Raw genomic sequence first — 15,001 nt, forward strand, 5'->3', positions numbered from 1 at the left:
GAAGCACACTCATGCCAATCAGGTTCGACGGACGTGTCGCCATCGTCACCGGCGCGGGCAATGGTCTCGGCAAGGCGCATGCGCTGGGCCTTGCGAGCCGCGGCGCGAAAGTCGTGGTCAACGATTTCGGTGGCGCGCGTGACGGCACCGGCGCTTCGCTGTCACCGGCGGAAGCCGTAGTCGAGGAGATCCGCAAAGCCGGTGGCACGGCAATGGCCGATGGCGCCGACGTCTCGAATTTCGAGCAGGTCACCGCCATGGTTGAACGCGCCACCAGGGAATGGGGCAGCGTGGACATCATGTGCGCCAATGCCGGCATTTTGCGCGACAAGTCGTTCGGCAAGATGGAAGCCGCCGATTTCCAGAAAGTGCTCGACGTGCATCTCGTCGGCACCTTCTATTGCTGCAAGGCGGCCTGGGCCGGCATGCGCGACCGCAACTACGGTCGTATCGTGCTGACGACCTCGTCTTCCGGCCTCTACGGCAATTTCGGCCAGGCCAACTACGGCGCGGCGAAATCAGGCATGGTCGGCCTGATGAACGTGCTGGCCGAGGAAGGCCGCAAGAACAACATCCGCGTCAACATCATCTCGCCGACCGCGGCGACCCGCATGACCGAAGAGCTCCTGCCGCCGCAGGCGCTGCAGTTGATGAAGCCGAACGCGATCACGCCTGCGGTCGAGTATATGCTGAGCGAGGACGCACCGACCCGCACCATCATGGGCGCCGGCGCCGGTTCCTTTGCCGTGATCAAGATTCTTGAGAGCGAAGGCATCAACCTGCCGGAATCCGAATGGACCCCGGACGCGGTCGCCGCGCATTTCGCCGAGATCAGCGACATGTCGAACGCCAAGGCGCTCGCCGGCGCGTTCGAGCAGACGCAGAAGTACGTGGCGCAGGCCGCAGCACGGGCGGGGATCAAGCTCTGACTGACGTCGCCGTCATCGGTGCCGGTCCCGCCGGGCTGATGGCGGCGGAGGTGCTCGCGTCGGGCGGTGCCCGCGTCACCGTCTACGACGCGATGCCTTCGGCGGGCCGAAAATTCCTGATGGCCGGCCGCGGCGGGCTCAATCTCACCCACAGCGAGCCGCTGCCGCAATTCATGGCGCGCTACCGCGAGGCCGCGCCGAAACTGCAAGCCGCAATCGGCGCCTTCTCGCCTGACGGCTTGCGCAGCTGGAGCGAAGCGCTGGGCGAGCCGACCTTCGTTGGCACCAGTGGACGGGTCTTTCCAAAAGCATTCAAGGCTTCGCCCTTGCTGCGCGCCTGGCTGCGGCGCCTCGATGTCTCCGGCGTGCGCTTTGCCTTTCGTCATCGCTGGACCGGCTGGGACGGTGAGGGACGGCTGCAGCTCCAGACGTCCCGCGGCACGGTCGCCTTGGCGGCCGGCGCGACGGTGCTGGCGCTCGGCGGCGCGAGCTGGCCGCGGCTGGGGTCCGACGGCGGCTGGGCCGATGTCCTCTCTGCGAAAGGCGTTGCCATCTCGAAGTTGCGGCCGGCGAATTCCGGTTTCACCGTCGCTTGGTCCGACGCGTTTCGCGATCGCTTCGAGGGCCAGCCGCTCAAGGGGGTGGCGCTGACGGTCGGCGCGCACGCGGTGCGTGGCGAAGCGATGGTGACCCGCAGTGGCATCGAGGGCGGCGCGATCTACGTTCTGTCGGCGGAGCTGCGCGAGGCGGTCCTAAGTATCGGGCAGGCGACGCTGACGATTGCATTGCGGCCCGATCTCACGACCGAGGCGCTGACCGCGCGCCTGTCAGGAACGCGCGGCAAGCAATCGCTGGCGAACTTCCTGCGCAAGGCAGCGCAATTGTCACCGGTCGGCATCGGCTTGATGCAGGAAGCGGCCATCGTATCCGGCCGGCCGCTGGCAACGCTCTCACCGGCCGAGCTGGCGCAGCTCGTGAATGCAATTCCGGTCCAGCTCACCGGCGTGGCCTCGATCGACCGCGCCATCTCGACTGCGGGCGGGATCGCCTTCGACGAGCTCGACGAAAACTTCATGCTGCGCAAATTGCCCGGCGTGTTCGCGGCCGGTGAGATGCTCGACTGGGAGGCGCCGACCGGCGGCTATCTGCTGCAGGCGTCTTTCGCGACGGGGGCGGCAGCGGGCAGGGGTGCGTTGCGATGGATTGCGTCGCGCTGATCATGACGTGCCCGTCCTGGTCATGAGGTCAGTTGCGAGACCGAGTACGCCAAAGCTCGCCGCGACCACACAGACCGCGGTCCAGCCGCCATAGCTCCAGGCCAGCGAAGCCGCTGCGGAGCCGACGCCGCCGCCGATAAAGAACAGTGCAACGAACAACCCGTTGATGCGGCCACGCGCCTCCGGCCGTAGCAGATTGACGGCGCGTCGCCCGAGCGTCTGGTCGGCGGTGATGCCGATATCGAGCAGGATCGTGCCGAGGCTCAACACCAGCAAGCCTGCGACGCGGGACTCCATCGCACCGGCGAGGGCGCAGAGCGCGAGCGAGCCGACGATGCAGAGATGAGCTGCGAAGAACAGCGGCCGGGCCCAACCCTTGTCACCCCAGCGGCCGGCGAGTGGTGTCGCTGCGGCGCCCGCGACGCCGATCAGCGCGAAGGTCGCAATTCCCTTGGCGTCCAGCGTGAACGGTGCCTCCGGCAGGCGCAACGCGACCGCGGACCAGAACGCGGTGAAAGACGCCATGACTAGCGACGCCGTCCAGGCCCGCACGCGCAGCACCGGTTCGTCCCGCAGAAGTTTCGGAAACGAGCGGAGCAAGTCGACATAGCCGACGCGGGCCGTTGGCTGCAGCGACGGCAGATAGCGGCCGAGCGCTCCGGCGAGGAGGGTCATCAGGATGGCTGAGGCGAAATAATAGGCGCGCCAGCTCCAGAGATCGGCGATCAGGCTCGCCGCCGGCCGCGACAACAGGATGCCGATCATCAATCCGCCCATGACCTCGCCGATCGCCTGGCCGCGACGCTCGGGCGCCACCATCGAGGCGACGAGCGGAACCATCATCTGTATCGCCGCGCAGGACGCGCCGAGGATGAAGGTGGCGAGCAGCAGCAGCGAAGGCGTCGGCGCCAGTGCCGTTGCCAGCGCCGCGAGAATGGCGCAGCCGAGCGTGCGCAGGATCAGGCGTCGGTTCTCGATGAGATCGACCAGCGGCACCAACAACAGCAGGCCGAGCGCATAGCCGAGCAGCGTCAGCGTGCTGACGAGGCCGGCCTGCCAGGTGGTCATGGCCAGCGACCGGCCGATCAGCCCAACGAGAATCTGCGGCGCGAACAGGTTGGTGACGACGACGCCGGTGGTGATGGCGCCGAGCCAGATCAGCGGTCGCTCGGCAAGTTGCCTGCGCGATGCGAGCCTGGCGGTTTCGGAGATGGTCATGTGACCTCGCGGTTAAGGGGCAAGGTCCCCTTTAAGCGAGGTGGCTAATATGCTACAATTCAATTAAGCCTATAAAGAATATGCGAGTTAGTTATGAATACCCATGACCTCGTCGCCTTCGTTGCCGTGGTCGAGACCGGATCGATCGTCGCGGCCTCGACGCGCCTCAATCTGACTCAACCCGGCGTGACTCGGCGCATCCAGAATCTCGAGGAGATGCTGGGCGCGCAGTTGCTGGACCGCATGTCGAAACCGCTGAAGCCCACCGCTGCGGGTCATGAAGCTTATGAGCAGGGCCGGCGCCTGCTGCGCATGCTGGATGATCTCAAGGCCGGCGTCGCCAATGACGGTCTGGTGCGCGGCGAGTTCAGGCTCGGACTCACGCCGTTTCTCTCCGAAGCCGGGCTCAGCGGGCCCCTCGATGCAGTGCGGGCCGAATTTCCGGCACTGAGCGTGCGCGTCGTGTCCGGCTGGTCACCCAATCAGGTCGAGCGGGTCAGCCGCAACGAGCTGGATGCGGCGGCGATCTGCCTGCCCGACGGAGCCGTGCCGCCGGCTGACCTCATCGCCGACGATCTCGGGTCGCAGCCGGTGGTGTTCGTCGTCGCGCGCGAGACGAAGATTCCGCGCACCGTGGACCTCGAGCGCCTGTCGCAGCTCTCATGGGTGATCAACCAGGACGGCTGCGGATTTCGCGACACGCTCAAGCGCCGCTTCGATGCCGAGCATCTGCCGTTCACCGTCGCCGTGGAGGCGCTCGACAGCGAGCTTCGCCTGTCGTTGGTGGCACGCGGCCTCGGCGTTGGGTTGGTGACGCCGCTCGCGCTGAAGCGCAGCGCGTTTCGCAACAAGCTCAAGCCGGTCGCTGCGCGGGACTTTGATCCCGCCGTGCGCGCGTGGCTGGTGCATCGTCCGCCGGCCGGGCGATTGGCCCGACCGATCAATTTGTTCCGCGAGGGCCTCGATCGGGAGCTTCAGGCCCTCATGCGCGCCTAGCGCAGCTTCCCGCGCGCCGCCACCGGCAGCGTGCCGATGATCTCGTCGCCGCGAACCATCACCACCTCGTCCATCATGTTGACGACGACGCAGACGTGGTTCGGCACGATGCGCACGACGTCGCCGACATTCGGCCGCGTGTTGCTGCGGGAGAGATCGAGGAAGCCGTGTTCCTCGGCGAATTTCGCGATCTTGGCTTCGGGGTGCTCGAGGATCAGGCCGTGGCCCTCGAGCCCGCCGGTATCTGACGTCAGTGTCTTCGAACCTGCGTCCAGAATGCCGCGTTCGGGCGCGGCGCGGCTCACCACCGTCGAATAGATATGCAGCGCGCAATCGTCCCAAGTGGCGGAGCCGGCCGCGACCTGCATGCGGTCGTTGTAGATATAGGTGCCGAAGCGATGTTCGGTGCCGCCCTTGAGCTTGCCGATGTTGACGAGGTTCGGCGTGCCCCCGGTCGAGACGATCCTGGCCTCGAGCCCGTGCGCGCGCACGCCGGCCAGCGCCTCGTCGAAAAACTTCTGCGCATCGCCCCAGCCGGTCTCGGTCGGGTAGAGCATGAAGCCGGCAAATTGCAGCCCCTTGGACGCCGCGATCTCGCGCGCCAGGGCAATCGCTTCCGCCGGCGTTTCGACGCCCGCGCGCTTGCGGCCCGTGTCGCATTCGACCACGACCGAGAGCGGACGGCCCGAGGCCGCGGCGGCCTTCGGCAGGCCCGCGACGACGGTCGAATTGTCGGCGGCGACCGTCATGTTGGTCCTGGCATTCAGCGCGCCGAGACGCGCCATCTTCTCCTCGCCCAGCAGATTGTAGCTGATCAGGATGTCGTCGATGCCGGCGTTGGCCATGATCTCGGCCTCGCCGATCTTCTGGCAGGTAATGCCCTTGGCGCCGGCCGCGACCTGCATCTTTGCAATGGTCGGATTCTTGTGCGTCTTGATATGCGGCCGGTTGGCGATTCCGGCATCGTCGCAGGCTTTCTGGATGCGTGCGATATTGCGTTCGACCTTGTCCATGTCGATGACGGCGCAGGGCGTGCCGTATTCGCGGGCGATCTTGGCGGCGAGGGAAGTGGTCATGGGTTAAGCCTGCTCTATTTCTTCGCGAAGCATTTCAAGTTCGAGCCAGCGTTCTTCGGACGCCGACAGTTCTTCGTGCGCCTTGGCGATCGCTGCCGACGTATCGTCGAATTTCTTGCGATCCTTGGTGTAGAGATTGGGATCGTCCATCACGCGCTGCAGTTTTGCAATATCTGCCTGCAACGTTTCCATCTTCTTCGGCAGTGTCTCCAGCGCGTGCTTCTCGTGGAAGCTCAGCTTCCGCCTGGATGCGGAGGTGGGCGCAGCGGCGCGCTCCCCTTTCTTCTCCGCCGCCGGTTGCGGCTTCGTGGTCTCGCGCTTCAAATCCGCGCCACGCTGCGCCAGCATGTCGCTGTAGCCGCCGGCATATTCGATCCACTTGCCGTTGCCTTCAGGCGCGATCACCGACGTCACGACGCGGTCGAGGAAATCGCGGTCGTGGCTGATCAGGATGACCGTGCCCTCGTAGTCGCCGAGCATCTCCTCGAGTACGTCGAGGGTCTCGAGGTCGAGATCGTTGGTCGGCTCGTCCAGCACGAGCAGGTTTGACGGCTTGGCCAGCGCGCGCGCCAGCATCAGCCGGCCGCGCTCGCCGCCGGAGAGCACCTCCACCGGCGTGCCGCGCTGCTCCTGCGCGAACAGAAAGTCCTTCATGTAGCCGACGACATGCTTCGGCTTGCCGCCGACCATGATCTGATCGCCGCGACCGCCGGTGAGCGCTTCGGCCAGCGTCGATTTGGGATCGAGGCTTTCGCGGTGCTGGTCGAGCGTGGCCGTCTCCAGATTGGCCCCAAGCCGCAGGGTGCCCGTGTCAGGCTCGGCGCCGCCGGTGAGCAGGTTGACCAGCGTGGTCTTGCCGGCACCATTCGGCCCGATGATGCCGAGCCGGTCGCCGCGCTGGATGCGGGTGGAAAAATTCTCGACGATCGTGCGCTCGCCATAGGCCTTGGTGATGCCCTTCGCCTCGATCACCAGCTTGCCGGATTGCTCCGCTTCGGACGCGGCCAGACTGGTGGTGCCGGCCGTGCCGCGATAGTTGCGGCGCTGGTCGCGTAGCGTGTGCAGATTGGCGAGGCGCTTGACGTTGCGCTTGCGCCGGCCCGAGACGCCGTGGCGCAGCCAGTGCTCCTCGTCGACGATCTTGCGGTCGAGCTTGTGCTGGTCGCGCTCTTCCTCCGCCAGCACCTCGTCGCGCCAGGTTTCGAACGAGGCAAAGCCGCGGTCGATCTGCTTGATCTTGCCGCGGTCGAGCCAGGCGGTCGAGCGCGAGAGATTGGTGAGGAAGCGGCGGTCGTGGCTGATGATGACAAGCGCGCTGCGCCGGGAGTCGAGCTCCTGTTCCAGCCACTCGATCGTGGAGAGATCGAGATGGTTGGTCGGCTCGTCCAGCAGCAAGATGTCGGGCGAGGGCGCCAGCACCCGTGCGAGCGCCGCGCGGCGGACCTCGCCGCCGGAGACGTTGGCGGGGTTCTCGTTGCCGGTCAGGCCGAGCTGTTCGACCAGATAGCGTGCCTGGTACGGATCGTCACCCGGTGCGAGCCCGGCTTCGACATAGGCGAGCAGGGTTTTGTGCTCGCCGAAGTCGGGCTCCTGCGGCAGATAGCGCACGGTGGCGCCGGGTTGCACGAAGCGCGTGCCGCCGTCGGCCTCGACGAGGCCAGCGGCGATCTTCAGCAGCGTCGACTTGCCGGAGCCGTTGCGGCCGATCAGGCAGACGCGCTCAGATGGCGCGACATTCAGCTCGACACCACTCAGCAGCGGCGTTCCGCCGAAAGTGAGCTTGATGTCCTTGAGTTGGATCAGCGGCGGCGCCATGATCAGCCCTGGCCCAAATTCTGGCTCGTGGCGGCGTGGTCAGCGCGGCGGCGCTGGATCCGGCGCAGCGTCTGGTCGAGCGCCGAAAGGAAGGCAGAGCGGTCGCGCGGCGAGAACGATCGCGGTCCGCCGGTGACTTCGCCGGCCGAGCGCAGATCGGTCATGAGATTGCGCACCGCCAGCGTCATGCCGATCGATTCCTCCGTGAACGGTTTGCCGTTCGGCGCGATCACGTCGGCGCCGGCTTTGATGCAGCGGCTCGCCAGCGGAATGTCGGAGGTCACGACGACGTCGCCGGGCTTGACGCGTTCCACGATCCAGTCGTCGGCGGCATCCATGCCGGCGCCGGCCGCGATCCTCTCGATCAGCGGGTCCTGCGGCACGCGAATGAAGTTGCCGGCGACGACGCTTACGGGGGCGCCGTGGCGGAGCGCCACGCGATAAATCTCGTCCTTCACCGGACAGGCGTCGGCGTCGACATAGATGCGGGTGGGGGTGTCGGTCATTCGCCGCGTGGTACCCCATTCGGGCCGCAAAGGCGAGGGGATTGACCGGTGTTCCCCGAGGCCTACGATCACCCCTGAAGCAACAAGAATGCAGGGAAGACGCCGCCATGCCGAACCGGCTCGAAACCTACCGTGTCGAAGCCTACAACACCGCCAAACAGTCCGAAAACAAGATGCACGACGACACGGTGGCGCGCCGTTTCGGCTTTTCCGGCGGGCTGGTCCCGGGCGTCGATGTCTTCGCCTACATGATGCACGTGCCGGTCGCGCGCTGGGGCCGTGACTTCCTGTCGCGCGGGCTGGTCGAGGCGCGTTTCATCAAGCCGGTCTATGACGGCGAGACCGCGGATGTCGATGCGACCGAGCACAACGGCTTGCTCACCATCGAGGTGTTCAGCCGGACCGAACTCTGTGCCACGGGCACGGCCTCGCTGCCCCCGGCTGCTCCGGCGGTGTCATTGGCTGACTACGCCGAAGTCTCCGCGGTCGCCGAGCGCAAGCCGGTCAGCTCCGCGATCTTCGAGGTCGGCAAATGGCTCGGCACGACGCCGCGCCGCTGGGCCGGTCAGGACGCGACCGGCTATCTCGCCGACATCAGGGAGGGGGATCCGATCTTTGCGCGCGAGGGCCTCGGCCATCCCGGCCTGATCCAGCGCGTCATGAACCGCGTGCTGGTCGACAACACCATTCTGGGCCCGTGGATCCACGTCGGCAGTCGGATGCAGCTGCTGTCAGCCGCGCGCGCTGGCGACGAGATCGCCGCGCGTGCGAAAGTCACCGCGAATTACGAGAAGAAGGGCCACCGCTTCGTCGAGTTCGACGCGCTCGTCGTCGCCAACGGCACAACGCCGCTGGCGCACTGTCAGCACACCGCGATCTATCAGCCGCGGGAGCAGGCGGCGGCTTAGCGGGAAAGGCACGCAATCGCTACATCGTCATGCCCGGGCTTGTCCCGGGCATCCTCGTTCTTCGTGCTGCGTGGCTGGCCGGGACAAGCCCGGCCATGACGACGGAAACCGCCGGCGCCCTTACGCCGTCCCCTTGGCATCCTGAATGGCACGCCACACCCGCTCGGGCGTCAGCGGCATGTCGAGGTGCTTGATGCCGTAGTCCGACAGCGCATCGAGCACCGCGTTCACCACCGTCGACAGGCTGCCGGCACAGCCGGCTTCGCCGCAGCCCTTGCTGCCGAGCGGATTCGTGGTGGCCGGCACCGGGTGGTCACCGACCGTCATGTTGGGCACGTCCTCCGCGCGCGGCAGGGCATAGTCCATCAGCGAGCCCGTGATCGGCTGGCCGCTCTCGTCGTAGCGGACGTGCTCCATCAGCGCCTGGCCGATGCCCTGGACGACGCCGCCATGGAGCTGGCCGGCAACCAGCATCGGGTTGATCACGGTGCCGAAGTCGTTCACCGCGCTGTAGCGCACGATCTGCACCACGCCGGTGTCGGGGTCGACCTCGACCTCGGCGACATGGCAGCCGTTCGGGAAGGCCGACGGCACGGGATCGCTGGTGTGGTCGACGTCGAGGCTGTCAGGCACGCCCTCCGGCGTCTTGCCGTCATGCAGCTTCCTGGCGAGCTCCATGATATCGATACTGCGGTCGGTGCCGGCGATGGTGAAGCTGCCATCGGCGAACTCGATATCGGCCTCGGATGCTTCCAGCATGTGGGCGGCGGCGCGCTTGCCTTTTTCGATCACGAGCTTCGAGGCTCCGACGATGGCTTGACCGCTCGCGGTGATGGAGCGCGAGCCGCCGGTGCCGTTGCCGGTATGGACGATGTCGCTGTCGCCCTGCACAAGCTTCACGCTGTCGAACGGCACTCCGAGCTGGGCGCAGAGCACCTGCGCGAAGGCGGACGCGTGCCCCTGGCCGTAATCGAGCGTGCCGGTGATGAGTTGCACGCTGCCATCGGGGTCGAACACGATCTTGCCGAGTTCGGGGCTCGGCGGCGCGGTGACCTCGAGATAGGAGCCGACCGCAATGCCGCGCAGCTTGCCGGCCTTCTTGCTGTCCTTCTTGCGCTTGGCAAAGTTCTCGTGGTCGGAGATGTCGAGCGCCTTGCTGAACACCGCCTGGAAGTCGCCGCTGTCATAGGTGACGCCGGAGGAGGCCGCGAACGGCATCTGGTTCTGCTTGATGAAGTTGCGCTTGCGCATCGTCAGGCGGTTGATGCCCATCTCATCGGCGGCGCGGTCGATCAGCCGTTCCATGTAGTAATTGGCTTCGGGCCGGCCGGCGCCGCGATAGGCGCCCATCAACGTGGTATTGGTCAGCACGGTCTTGATGTCGACGCCCATCAGCGGCGTGCGGTAGACGCTCGAGAAGTTCTTGCCGGTGTTGAGCGAGAGCGGCCCGGGCGCGACGCCGGTGATGTAGGCGCCGAGATTGCCGAACCCGGAGAGCTTCGTCGCGAGGAAGTGCCCCTCGGCGTCGAGCGCGAGCTCGGCATGGATGCGCTGCGCGCGGCCGTGGCTGTCGGAGAGGAAGCTGGTGGAGCGCTCGTCGAGCCACTTCACCGGGCGTCCCAGCGCCTTCGCCGCGTACAGGATGCACATGTATTCCGGGTAGTTGACGTTCTTCATGCCGAAGGAGCCGCCGACATTGCCGGTGAGGATGCGCACCTTCTCGTTCGGCACTTTCAGGTTCTTGGCGAGGTTGGCGCGGTTGCCCGCGACGCCCTGCGTCGGCATTTGGATGGTGTACCGTTCGGTCGCCTTGTCGTAGGAGGCAAGACCCACGCGCGGCTCCATCGAAACCACGGCGACGCGGGTGTTCTCGATGTCGACCCTGGTGACGTGAGCGGCGCTGGCGAAAGCGGCGTTCACCTTCTCCATGTCGCCATAGTGATAGTCGAGCGCGACATTGTTCGGGATGTGGTCGTAGAGAAGCGGCGCGCCCGGTTTGGCGGCTTCCTCGGGATCGGTCACCGCCGGCAGCGGCTCGATATCGAGCTCGACGGCCTCGGCCGCGTCGCGCGCCTGGGCGAGTGTATCGGCCACGACGAAGGCGACGGGGTCGCCGACGAAGCGGACCTTGTCGGTCGCGAGCGGATAGCGGTTGGTCTGGAGCAGGGGCGAGCCGTCACGGTTCTTCAGCGGCAGACCGCAGGTGAAGGGCCCATAGCCGGCGGCATTGAGATCAGTCCCGGTCCATACGCCCAGCACGCCGGGCATCGCCTTGGCGGCGTCAGTGCCGATGCCGCGGATCACGCCGTGGGCATGGGTCGAGCGGACGATCACGGCATAGGCCTGGCCGGGCAGGTTGAAATCGTCGGTGTAGCGGCCCTTGCCGCGCACCAGCGTGTCGTCTTCCTTGCGGCGGACCGGCTGTCCAACGCCGTATTTTTGCAGTGCAATAGCGTTTTCGAGCGTCGAGGATTTGGTGTGTTCTTGCATGGAAATGACCTGAAAAGCCGGCATTTGCGCGAGATGTGGGCGCCTGGGGGACCGGGATCTCTGAGATAACCCACCGCCCCGTTCACGACAACGCACGAATGGACATGGTCCTATGTGATGCGATGTTGCGCATGTCAGCCGCGCTGCTAATGTTTCCGGCGAAAAATCAATTCCAGACCGGCCCGACCGGCCGCGGAAAGACAGTTTGTATGAATGACCACACGCGGCTCCGCGACGGCCTTGTGCCGCACGGTGAGCTGGAGGGGTCGATGGCGGCGGTGGCGTTGGCCCCCGGACCGGCCGTCCCCGCGCAAGCGGGAACCGGCGTCTATGCGGCGCTGGACCTCGGCACCAACAATTGCAGGCTCCTGATCGCCTGTCCGACCCACGACGGCTTCCGCGTGGTCGATTCCTTCTCGCGGATCATCCGGCTCGGCGAGGGCGTCTCGGCGACCGGATGCATCAGCGAGGCCGCGATCGATCGCGCCATCGCGGCGCTCAGCATCTGCCGGGACAAGATCAACCTGCGCAAAGCCAAGCGGCTGCGGCTGATCGCGACCGAAGCCTGCCGCGCGGCCTCGAACGCAGAGGGTTTCCGCAGTCGCGTCGCGGCCGAGACTGGTATCGAGCTCGAGGTGATCGACCGCGGGACCGAAGCCTCGCTCGCCATGCTCGGCTGCTCGCCGCTTGTCGATCCCAAGGGGCGGGGCGCCATCCTGTTCGATATCGGCGGCGGCTCGACCGAGCTGGTGCGGATCGAGCGAGACCCGCAGAATCCGGAGCCGCGCATCAAGGCGTGGATGTCGATCCCGCTTGGCGTCGTCACACTGGCCGAGCAGTTCGGCGGCCGCGACGTGACGCCGGAGATCTATGCCGCGATGGAGCAGGAAGTCGCCAACCATGTCGCGCCGTTCGCCGCGGAACATGGCCGCGATCTCACCGACATGCATCTGCTCGGCACCTCGGGCACCGTGACGACGCTCGCCGGCATCCATCTCAATCTGGTGCGGTATGATCGCCGTCGCATCGACAGCATCTGGATGAACGATGCCGACGTCTCCGCGACCATCAACAAGCTGCTCGGCATGAGCTATGAGGACCGCGCCAACAACAGCTGCATCAGCATCGAGCGCGCCGATCTCGTGCTGGCCGGCTGCGCCATCCTCGATGCCATCAGGCACGCTTTCCCGCTGCCACGCTTGCGCGTCGCCGACCGCGGCCTGCGCGAGGGCATGCTGGTCGAGATGATGCGCGAGGACGGCGCGCTCAGGAGCTGGTGAGATGGCGAAAGACACCACCGGCCGCTTGCACGTCCAGGTCAAGACCGGCGGCAAGCGCAAACTGTCGTCCAAGCTTTGGCTGGAGCGACAGCTCAACGATCCCTATGTCGTCAAGGCCAAGGCCGCGGGCTATCGCTCGCGCGCCGCGTTCAAGCTGCTGGAGATCGACGACAAGTTCCGGCTGCTGAAGTCAGGCATGGCGGTGGTCGATCTTGGCGCCGCGCCTGGCGGCTGGAGCCAGATCGCCGCCAAGCGCGTCGGATCGGTCGACGGCAAGGGCAAGGTCGTCGCGATCGACCTCCTGGAGATGCCGGAAATCCCCGGCGTCGAGTTCGCACAGCTCGATTTCATGGACAACGACGCGCCGGAGAAACTCACCGCGATGCTCGGCGGCGGCGCCGATGTGGTGATGTCCGACATGGCCGCCAACACCACCGGCCACCGCAAGACGGATCAGCTTCGCATCGTCGGCCTTGTCGAAACCGCGGCGGCGTTCGCTTGCGATGTGCTGAAGCCCGGCGGCGCGTTTTTGGCCAAGACGTTCCAGAGCGGCGCCGATGCCGATCTGCTCGCCCAGCTCAAGCGCGACTTCGCGACGGTGCGCCATGTCAAGCCGGCCGCGAGCCGGCAGGATTCATCCGAGCGTTACGTGCTCGCGACGGGATTTCGGGGCGGCGCATAATTAATTTGCGCCGTCGTCCCGGCGAAGGCAGGGACCCATACCGCGGAATCTATCGATCGTGTCCGATCGCATTAACGAATGACGATCCTCCGCCAAATTGCTGCCTGGTGGTTATGGGTCCCGGCCTTCGCCGGACGACATAACTGTGTTGAACCTGTTCGCTCAACTCACCCCAGCCGCTGATCGCGCATGTCCTGCGTGTCTTCCGTCGCCACCTTGACGGCGGCGGTGGCGGCGCTCTTGGCCGCACCCTTGCGGCTCGCGATTTCCACAGCCTTGCGGCCGGAGATCTCGTGGCCGGCGTCAGCGGGCATCTTCCAGAAGAACCAGCTCGAGGCTGCCGAGGTCAGCGCCACCACCATAAAGGCAGGCATGAACACGGTGGCATTGAGCTCGCTGACGTGGTTCAGCCACATCGTGGTCTCGACCGAGGCTGCGCCGACGGCGACTCCGGCGGAGACGGCAAGCTGCTGGTTGACGCTGACGAGCGTCGTGGCGCGGCTCATCTGCGGGCTCTCGACCTCGGCATAGGCCACCGTGTTGATCGCAGTGAACTCCAGCGAACGGAAGAAGCCGCCAACCACCAGAATCACCATGATGATCAGCAGCGGGGTCGTCACCGTGAAAAGCGCGCAGACGCCGAGGAAGAACGCGCTGATGATCGCGTTCACGGTCATCAGATTGCGGAAGCCGAAGGCGCGGATGAGACGCGCCGCCAGCGTCTTCATGCCCATGGCGCCGAGCGAGGAGGAGAAGGTGACGAGGCCGGAATGAAACGGCGACAGCCCGAATCCGATCTGCATCAACAGCGGCAGCAGGAAGGGCAGGGCTCCGACGCCGAGCCGGAACAGGAAGCCGCCGACCACGGCCGCGCGCAGCGTCGGGAGCTTCAGTAGCGAGAAATCCAGCACCGGCGATCCCGTCTTCCGGGCATGAATGACGTAGAGCGTCATCGAGATCGCGCCGCCCGCGACCAACGCTGCAATCGTGCTCCAGGGCAGCAGGTTGAGCCCGGCCACAGAGAGACCGAACGCAATGCCGGCAAGCCCGATTCCCGCGAGCACCATGCCGTAGAGATCGAACTTCTCCTGCGTCTCGCTCTTGATGGGATCGATGAACTTCAAGGCCATGAAGATGCCGAGCAGCCCGATCGGGATGTTGATCAGGAAGATCCAGTGCCATGACGCGTAGGTCGTGATGAAGCCGCCGAGCGGCGGACCGATCACCGGACCAATCAGGGCCGGGACGGTCACCCAGGCCATGGCGTTGACCAGCGCGCTCTTGTCGACGGATCGCAGCAGCACCAGACGCCCGACCGGCGTCATCATCGCGCCGCCCATGCCCTGGAGAATGCGCGCGAACACGAAATCGGTGATCGAGCTCGACAGCGCACAGCCGACCGAGCCGACCATGAACACGCCGACGGCGATCGCGAACACCATGCGCGCGCCGAACCTGTCGGCGGTCCAGCCGCTCGCCGGGATGAACACCGCGAGCGACAGGAGGTAGGAGGTGATCGCGAGTTTCAGCGCCAGCGGATTGGTGCCGATGTCGGCCGCGATCGCCGGCAGCGAGGTGGCGATCACCGTGGAGTCCATGTTCTCCATGAAGAGAGCAGTGGCCACGATCAGCGGAATGATGCGTTGCTTGTCGACCATGACGGATTGGTAATGGAAATCAGAAGGAAGCGAGCATTGGGGCTTATCACTGCCACCGGCGCCCGACCATTGCGGATCGGCGCATAGCACCTAAATCCTGCGTAACGCGCCGTCGTCATTCCGGGCTCGCGACTTCGTCGCGCCCCGGTGTGACCGGGGCCTCCGGTCAGGCATCCCCGCTGAAATTACGCAAAAAAGCCTGTGCATGGCTGGCCAGCGGTCCGAT

Annotated in this window: 12 protein-coding genes; 6 read left to right on the plus strand and 6 right to left on the minus strand. The window is 66.0% G+C overall.

What is annotated here, in order from left to right:
- Window positions 1-11 precede the first annotated feature (11 nt).
- Window positions 12-929, plus strand: a complete 918-nt coding sequence (locus tag JQ631_RS32265) for an SDR family NAD(P)-dependent oxidoreductase (RefSeq protein ID WP_249160175.1) — start codon at window positions 12-14, stop codon at window positions 927-929.
- On the plus strand, window positions 926-2,146 hold the full coding sequence (locus JQ631_RS06330) for a BaiN/RdsA family NAD(P)/FAD-dependent oxidoreductase (protein ID WP_283841792.1): 1,221 nt from the start codon (window positions 926-928) through the stop codon (window positions 2,144-2,146). Before JQ631_RS32265 ends, JQ631_RS06330 begins: the two co-directional genes overlap by 4 nt.
- Here JQ631_RS06330 and JQ631_RS06335 read toward each other — a convergent pair whose 3' ends face one another.
- Window positions 2,147-3,364 (minus strand): MFS transporter, encoded by a 1,218-nt coding sequence (locus JQ631_RS06335; protein WP_212324869.1) that lies wholly within the window; start codon window positions 3,362-3,364, stop codon window positions 2,147-2,149.
- Window positions 3,365-3,457: 93 nt separating this feature from the next.
- On the opposite strand from JQ631_RS06335, the gene JQ631_RS06340 reads away from it, so the two are divergent.
- Window positions 3,458-4,360, plus strand: a complete 903-nt coding sequence (locus tag JQ631_RS06340) for a LysR family transcriptional regulator (protein ID WP_212324870.1) — start codon at window positions 3,458-3,460, stop codon at window positions 4,358-4,360.
- Here JQ631_RS06340 and JQ631_RS06345 read toward each other — a convergent pair.
- Genes JQ631_RS06345 through JQ631_RS06355 form a run of 3 tightly spaced genes read right to left on the minus strand, consistent with a single transcriptional unit; the run spans window position 4,357 to window position 7,757 of the window.
- Entirely contained in the window at window positions 4,357-5,436 is a 1,080-nt protein-coding gene (locus JQ631_RS06345; protein WP_212324871.1) for a D-TA family PLP-dependent enzyme, read from the minus strand. The two genes, JQ631_RS06340 and JQ631_RS06345, sit on opposite strands and share 4 nt — an antisense overlap.
- 3 nt (window positions 5,437-5,439) lie before the next feature.
- Entirely contained in the window at window positions 5,440-7,251 is a 1,812-nt protein-coding gene (locus tag JQ631_RS06350; RefSeq protein WP_212324872.1) for an ABC-F family ATP-binding cassette domain-containing protein, read from the minus strand.
- A gap of 2 nt (window positions 7,252-7,253) precedes the next feature.
- A complete protein-coding gene (locus JQ631_RS06355) occupies window positions 7,254-7,757 on the minus strand; it encodes a YaiI/YqxD family protein (protein WP_212324873.1) in 504 nt (167 codons plus the stop codon).
- Window positions 7,758-7,864: 107 nt separating this feature from the next.
- On the opposite strand from JQ631_RS06355, the gene JQ631_RS06360 reads away from it, so the two are divergent.
- On the plus strand, window positions 7,865-8,665 hold the full coding sequence (locus tag JQ631_RS06360) for a hypothetical protein (protein WP_212324874.1): 801 nt from the start codon (window positions 7,865-7,867) through the stop codon (window positions 8,663-8,665).
- A 120-nt stretch (window positions 8,666-8,785) separates the two neighbouring features.
- Here the strand turns inward: JQ631_RS06360 and JQ631_RS06365 are convergent, their stop codons facing one another.
- Window positions 8,786-11,155 carry a xanthine dehydrogenase family protein molybdopterin-binding subunit gene (locus JQ631_RS06365; protein ID WP_212324876.1) on the minus strand — a complete coding sequence of 790 codons (2,370 nt, stop codon included), beginning with the start codon at window positions 11,153-11,155 and terminating at the stop codon, window positions 8,786-8,788.
- Window positions 11,156-11,364: 209 nt separating this feature from the next.
- On the opposite strand from JQ631_RS06365, the gene JQ631_RS06370 reads away from it, so the two are divergent.
- Both JQ631_RS06370 and JQ631_RS06375 read left to right on the plus strand, forming a co-directional pair.
- Complete coding sequence (locus JQ631_RS06370; protein WP_212324878.1) at window positions 11,365-12,435, plus strand: Ppx/GppA phosphatase family protein; 1,071 nt, start codon at window positions 11,365-11,367, stop codon at window positions 12,433-12,435.
- 1 nt (window position 12,436) lies between these two features.
- On the plus strand, window positions 12,437-13,117 hold the full coding sequence (locus JQ631_RS06375) for an RlmE family RNA methyltransferase (protein WP_212324880.1): 681 nt from the start codon (window positions 12,437-12,439) through the stop codon (window positions 13,115-13,117).
- 167 nt (window positions 13,118-13,284) lie between these two features.
- Here the strand turns inward: JQ631_RS06375 and JQ631_RS06380 are convergent, their stop codons facing one another.
- Window positions 13,285-14,775, minus strand: coding sequence for an MFS transporter (locus JQ631_RS06380; RefSeq protein ID WP_212324882.1), 1,491 nt, complete (start codon window positions 14,773-14,775; stop codon window positions 13,285-13,287).
- Window positions 14,776-15,001 lie beyond the last annotated feature (226 nt).

The organism is Bradyrhizobium manausense (assembly GCF_018131105.1).
GTDB lineage: Bacteria > Pseudomonadota > Alphaproteobacteria > Rhizobiales > Xanthobacteraceae > Bradyrhizobium > Bradyrhizobium manausense_B.

What these genes read in the sequence shown, in the direction of transcription:
- JQ631_RS32265 (WP_249160175.1), top strand. Translation starts at nt 12, where the DNA reads ATGCCAATCAGGTTCGACGGACGTGTCGCCATCGTCACCGGCGCGGGC.
- JQ631_RS06360 (WP_212324874.1), top strand. Translation starts at nt 7,865, where the DNA reads ATGCCGAACCGGCTCGAAACCTACCGTGTCGAAGCCTACAACACCGCC.
- JQ631_RS06370 (WP_212324878.1), top strand. Translation starts at nt 11,365, where the DNA reads ATGAATGACCACACGCGGCTCCGCGACGGCCTTGTGCCGCACGGTGAG.
- JQ631_RS06335 (WP_212324869.1), bottom strand. Translation starts at nt 3,364, where the DNA reads ATGACCATCTCCGAAACCGCCAGGCTCGCATCGCGCAGGCAACTTGCC.
- JQ631_RS06355 (WP_212324873.1), bottom strand. Translation starts at nt 7,757, where the DNA reads ATGACCGACACCCCCACCCGCATCTATGTCGACGCCGACGCCTGTCCG.
- JQ631_RS06380 (WP_212324882.1), bottom strand. Translation starts at nt 14,775, where the DNA reads ATGGTCGACAAGCAACGCATCATTCCGCTGATCGTGGCCACTGCTCTC.
- JQ631_RS06345 (WP_212324871.1), bottom strand. Translation starts at nt 5,436, where the DNA reads ATGACCACTTCCCTCGCCGCCAAGATCGCCCGCGAATACGGCACGCCC.
- JQ631_RS06350 (WP_212324872.1), bottom strand. Translation starts at nt 7,251, where the DNA reads ATGGCGCCGCCGCTGATCCAACTCAAGGACATCAAGCTCACTTTCGGC.
- JQ631_RS06365 (WP_212324876.1), bottom strand. Translation starts at nt 11,155, where the DNA reads ATGCAAGAACACACCAAATCCTCGACGCTCGAAAACGCTATTGCACTG.
- JQ631_RS06340 (WP_212324870.1), top strand. Translation starts at nt 3,458, where the DNA reads ATGAATACCCATGACCTCGTCGCCTTCGTTGCCGTGGTCGAGACCGGA.
- JQ631_RS06375 (WP_212324880.1), top strand. Translation starts at nt 12,437, where the DNA reads ATGGCGAAAGACACCACCGGCCGCTTGCACGTCCAGGTCAAGACCGGC.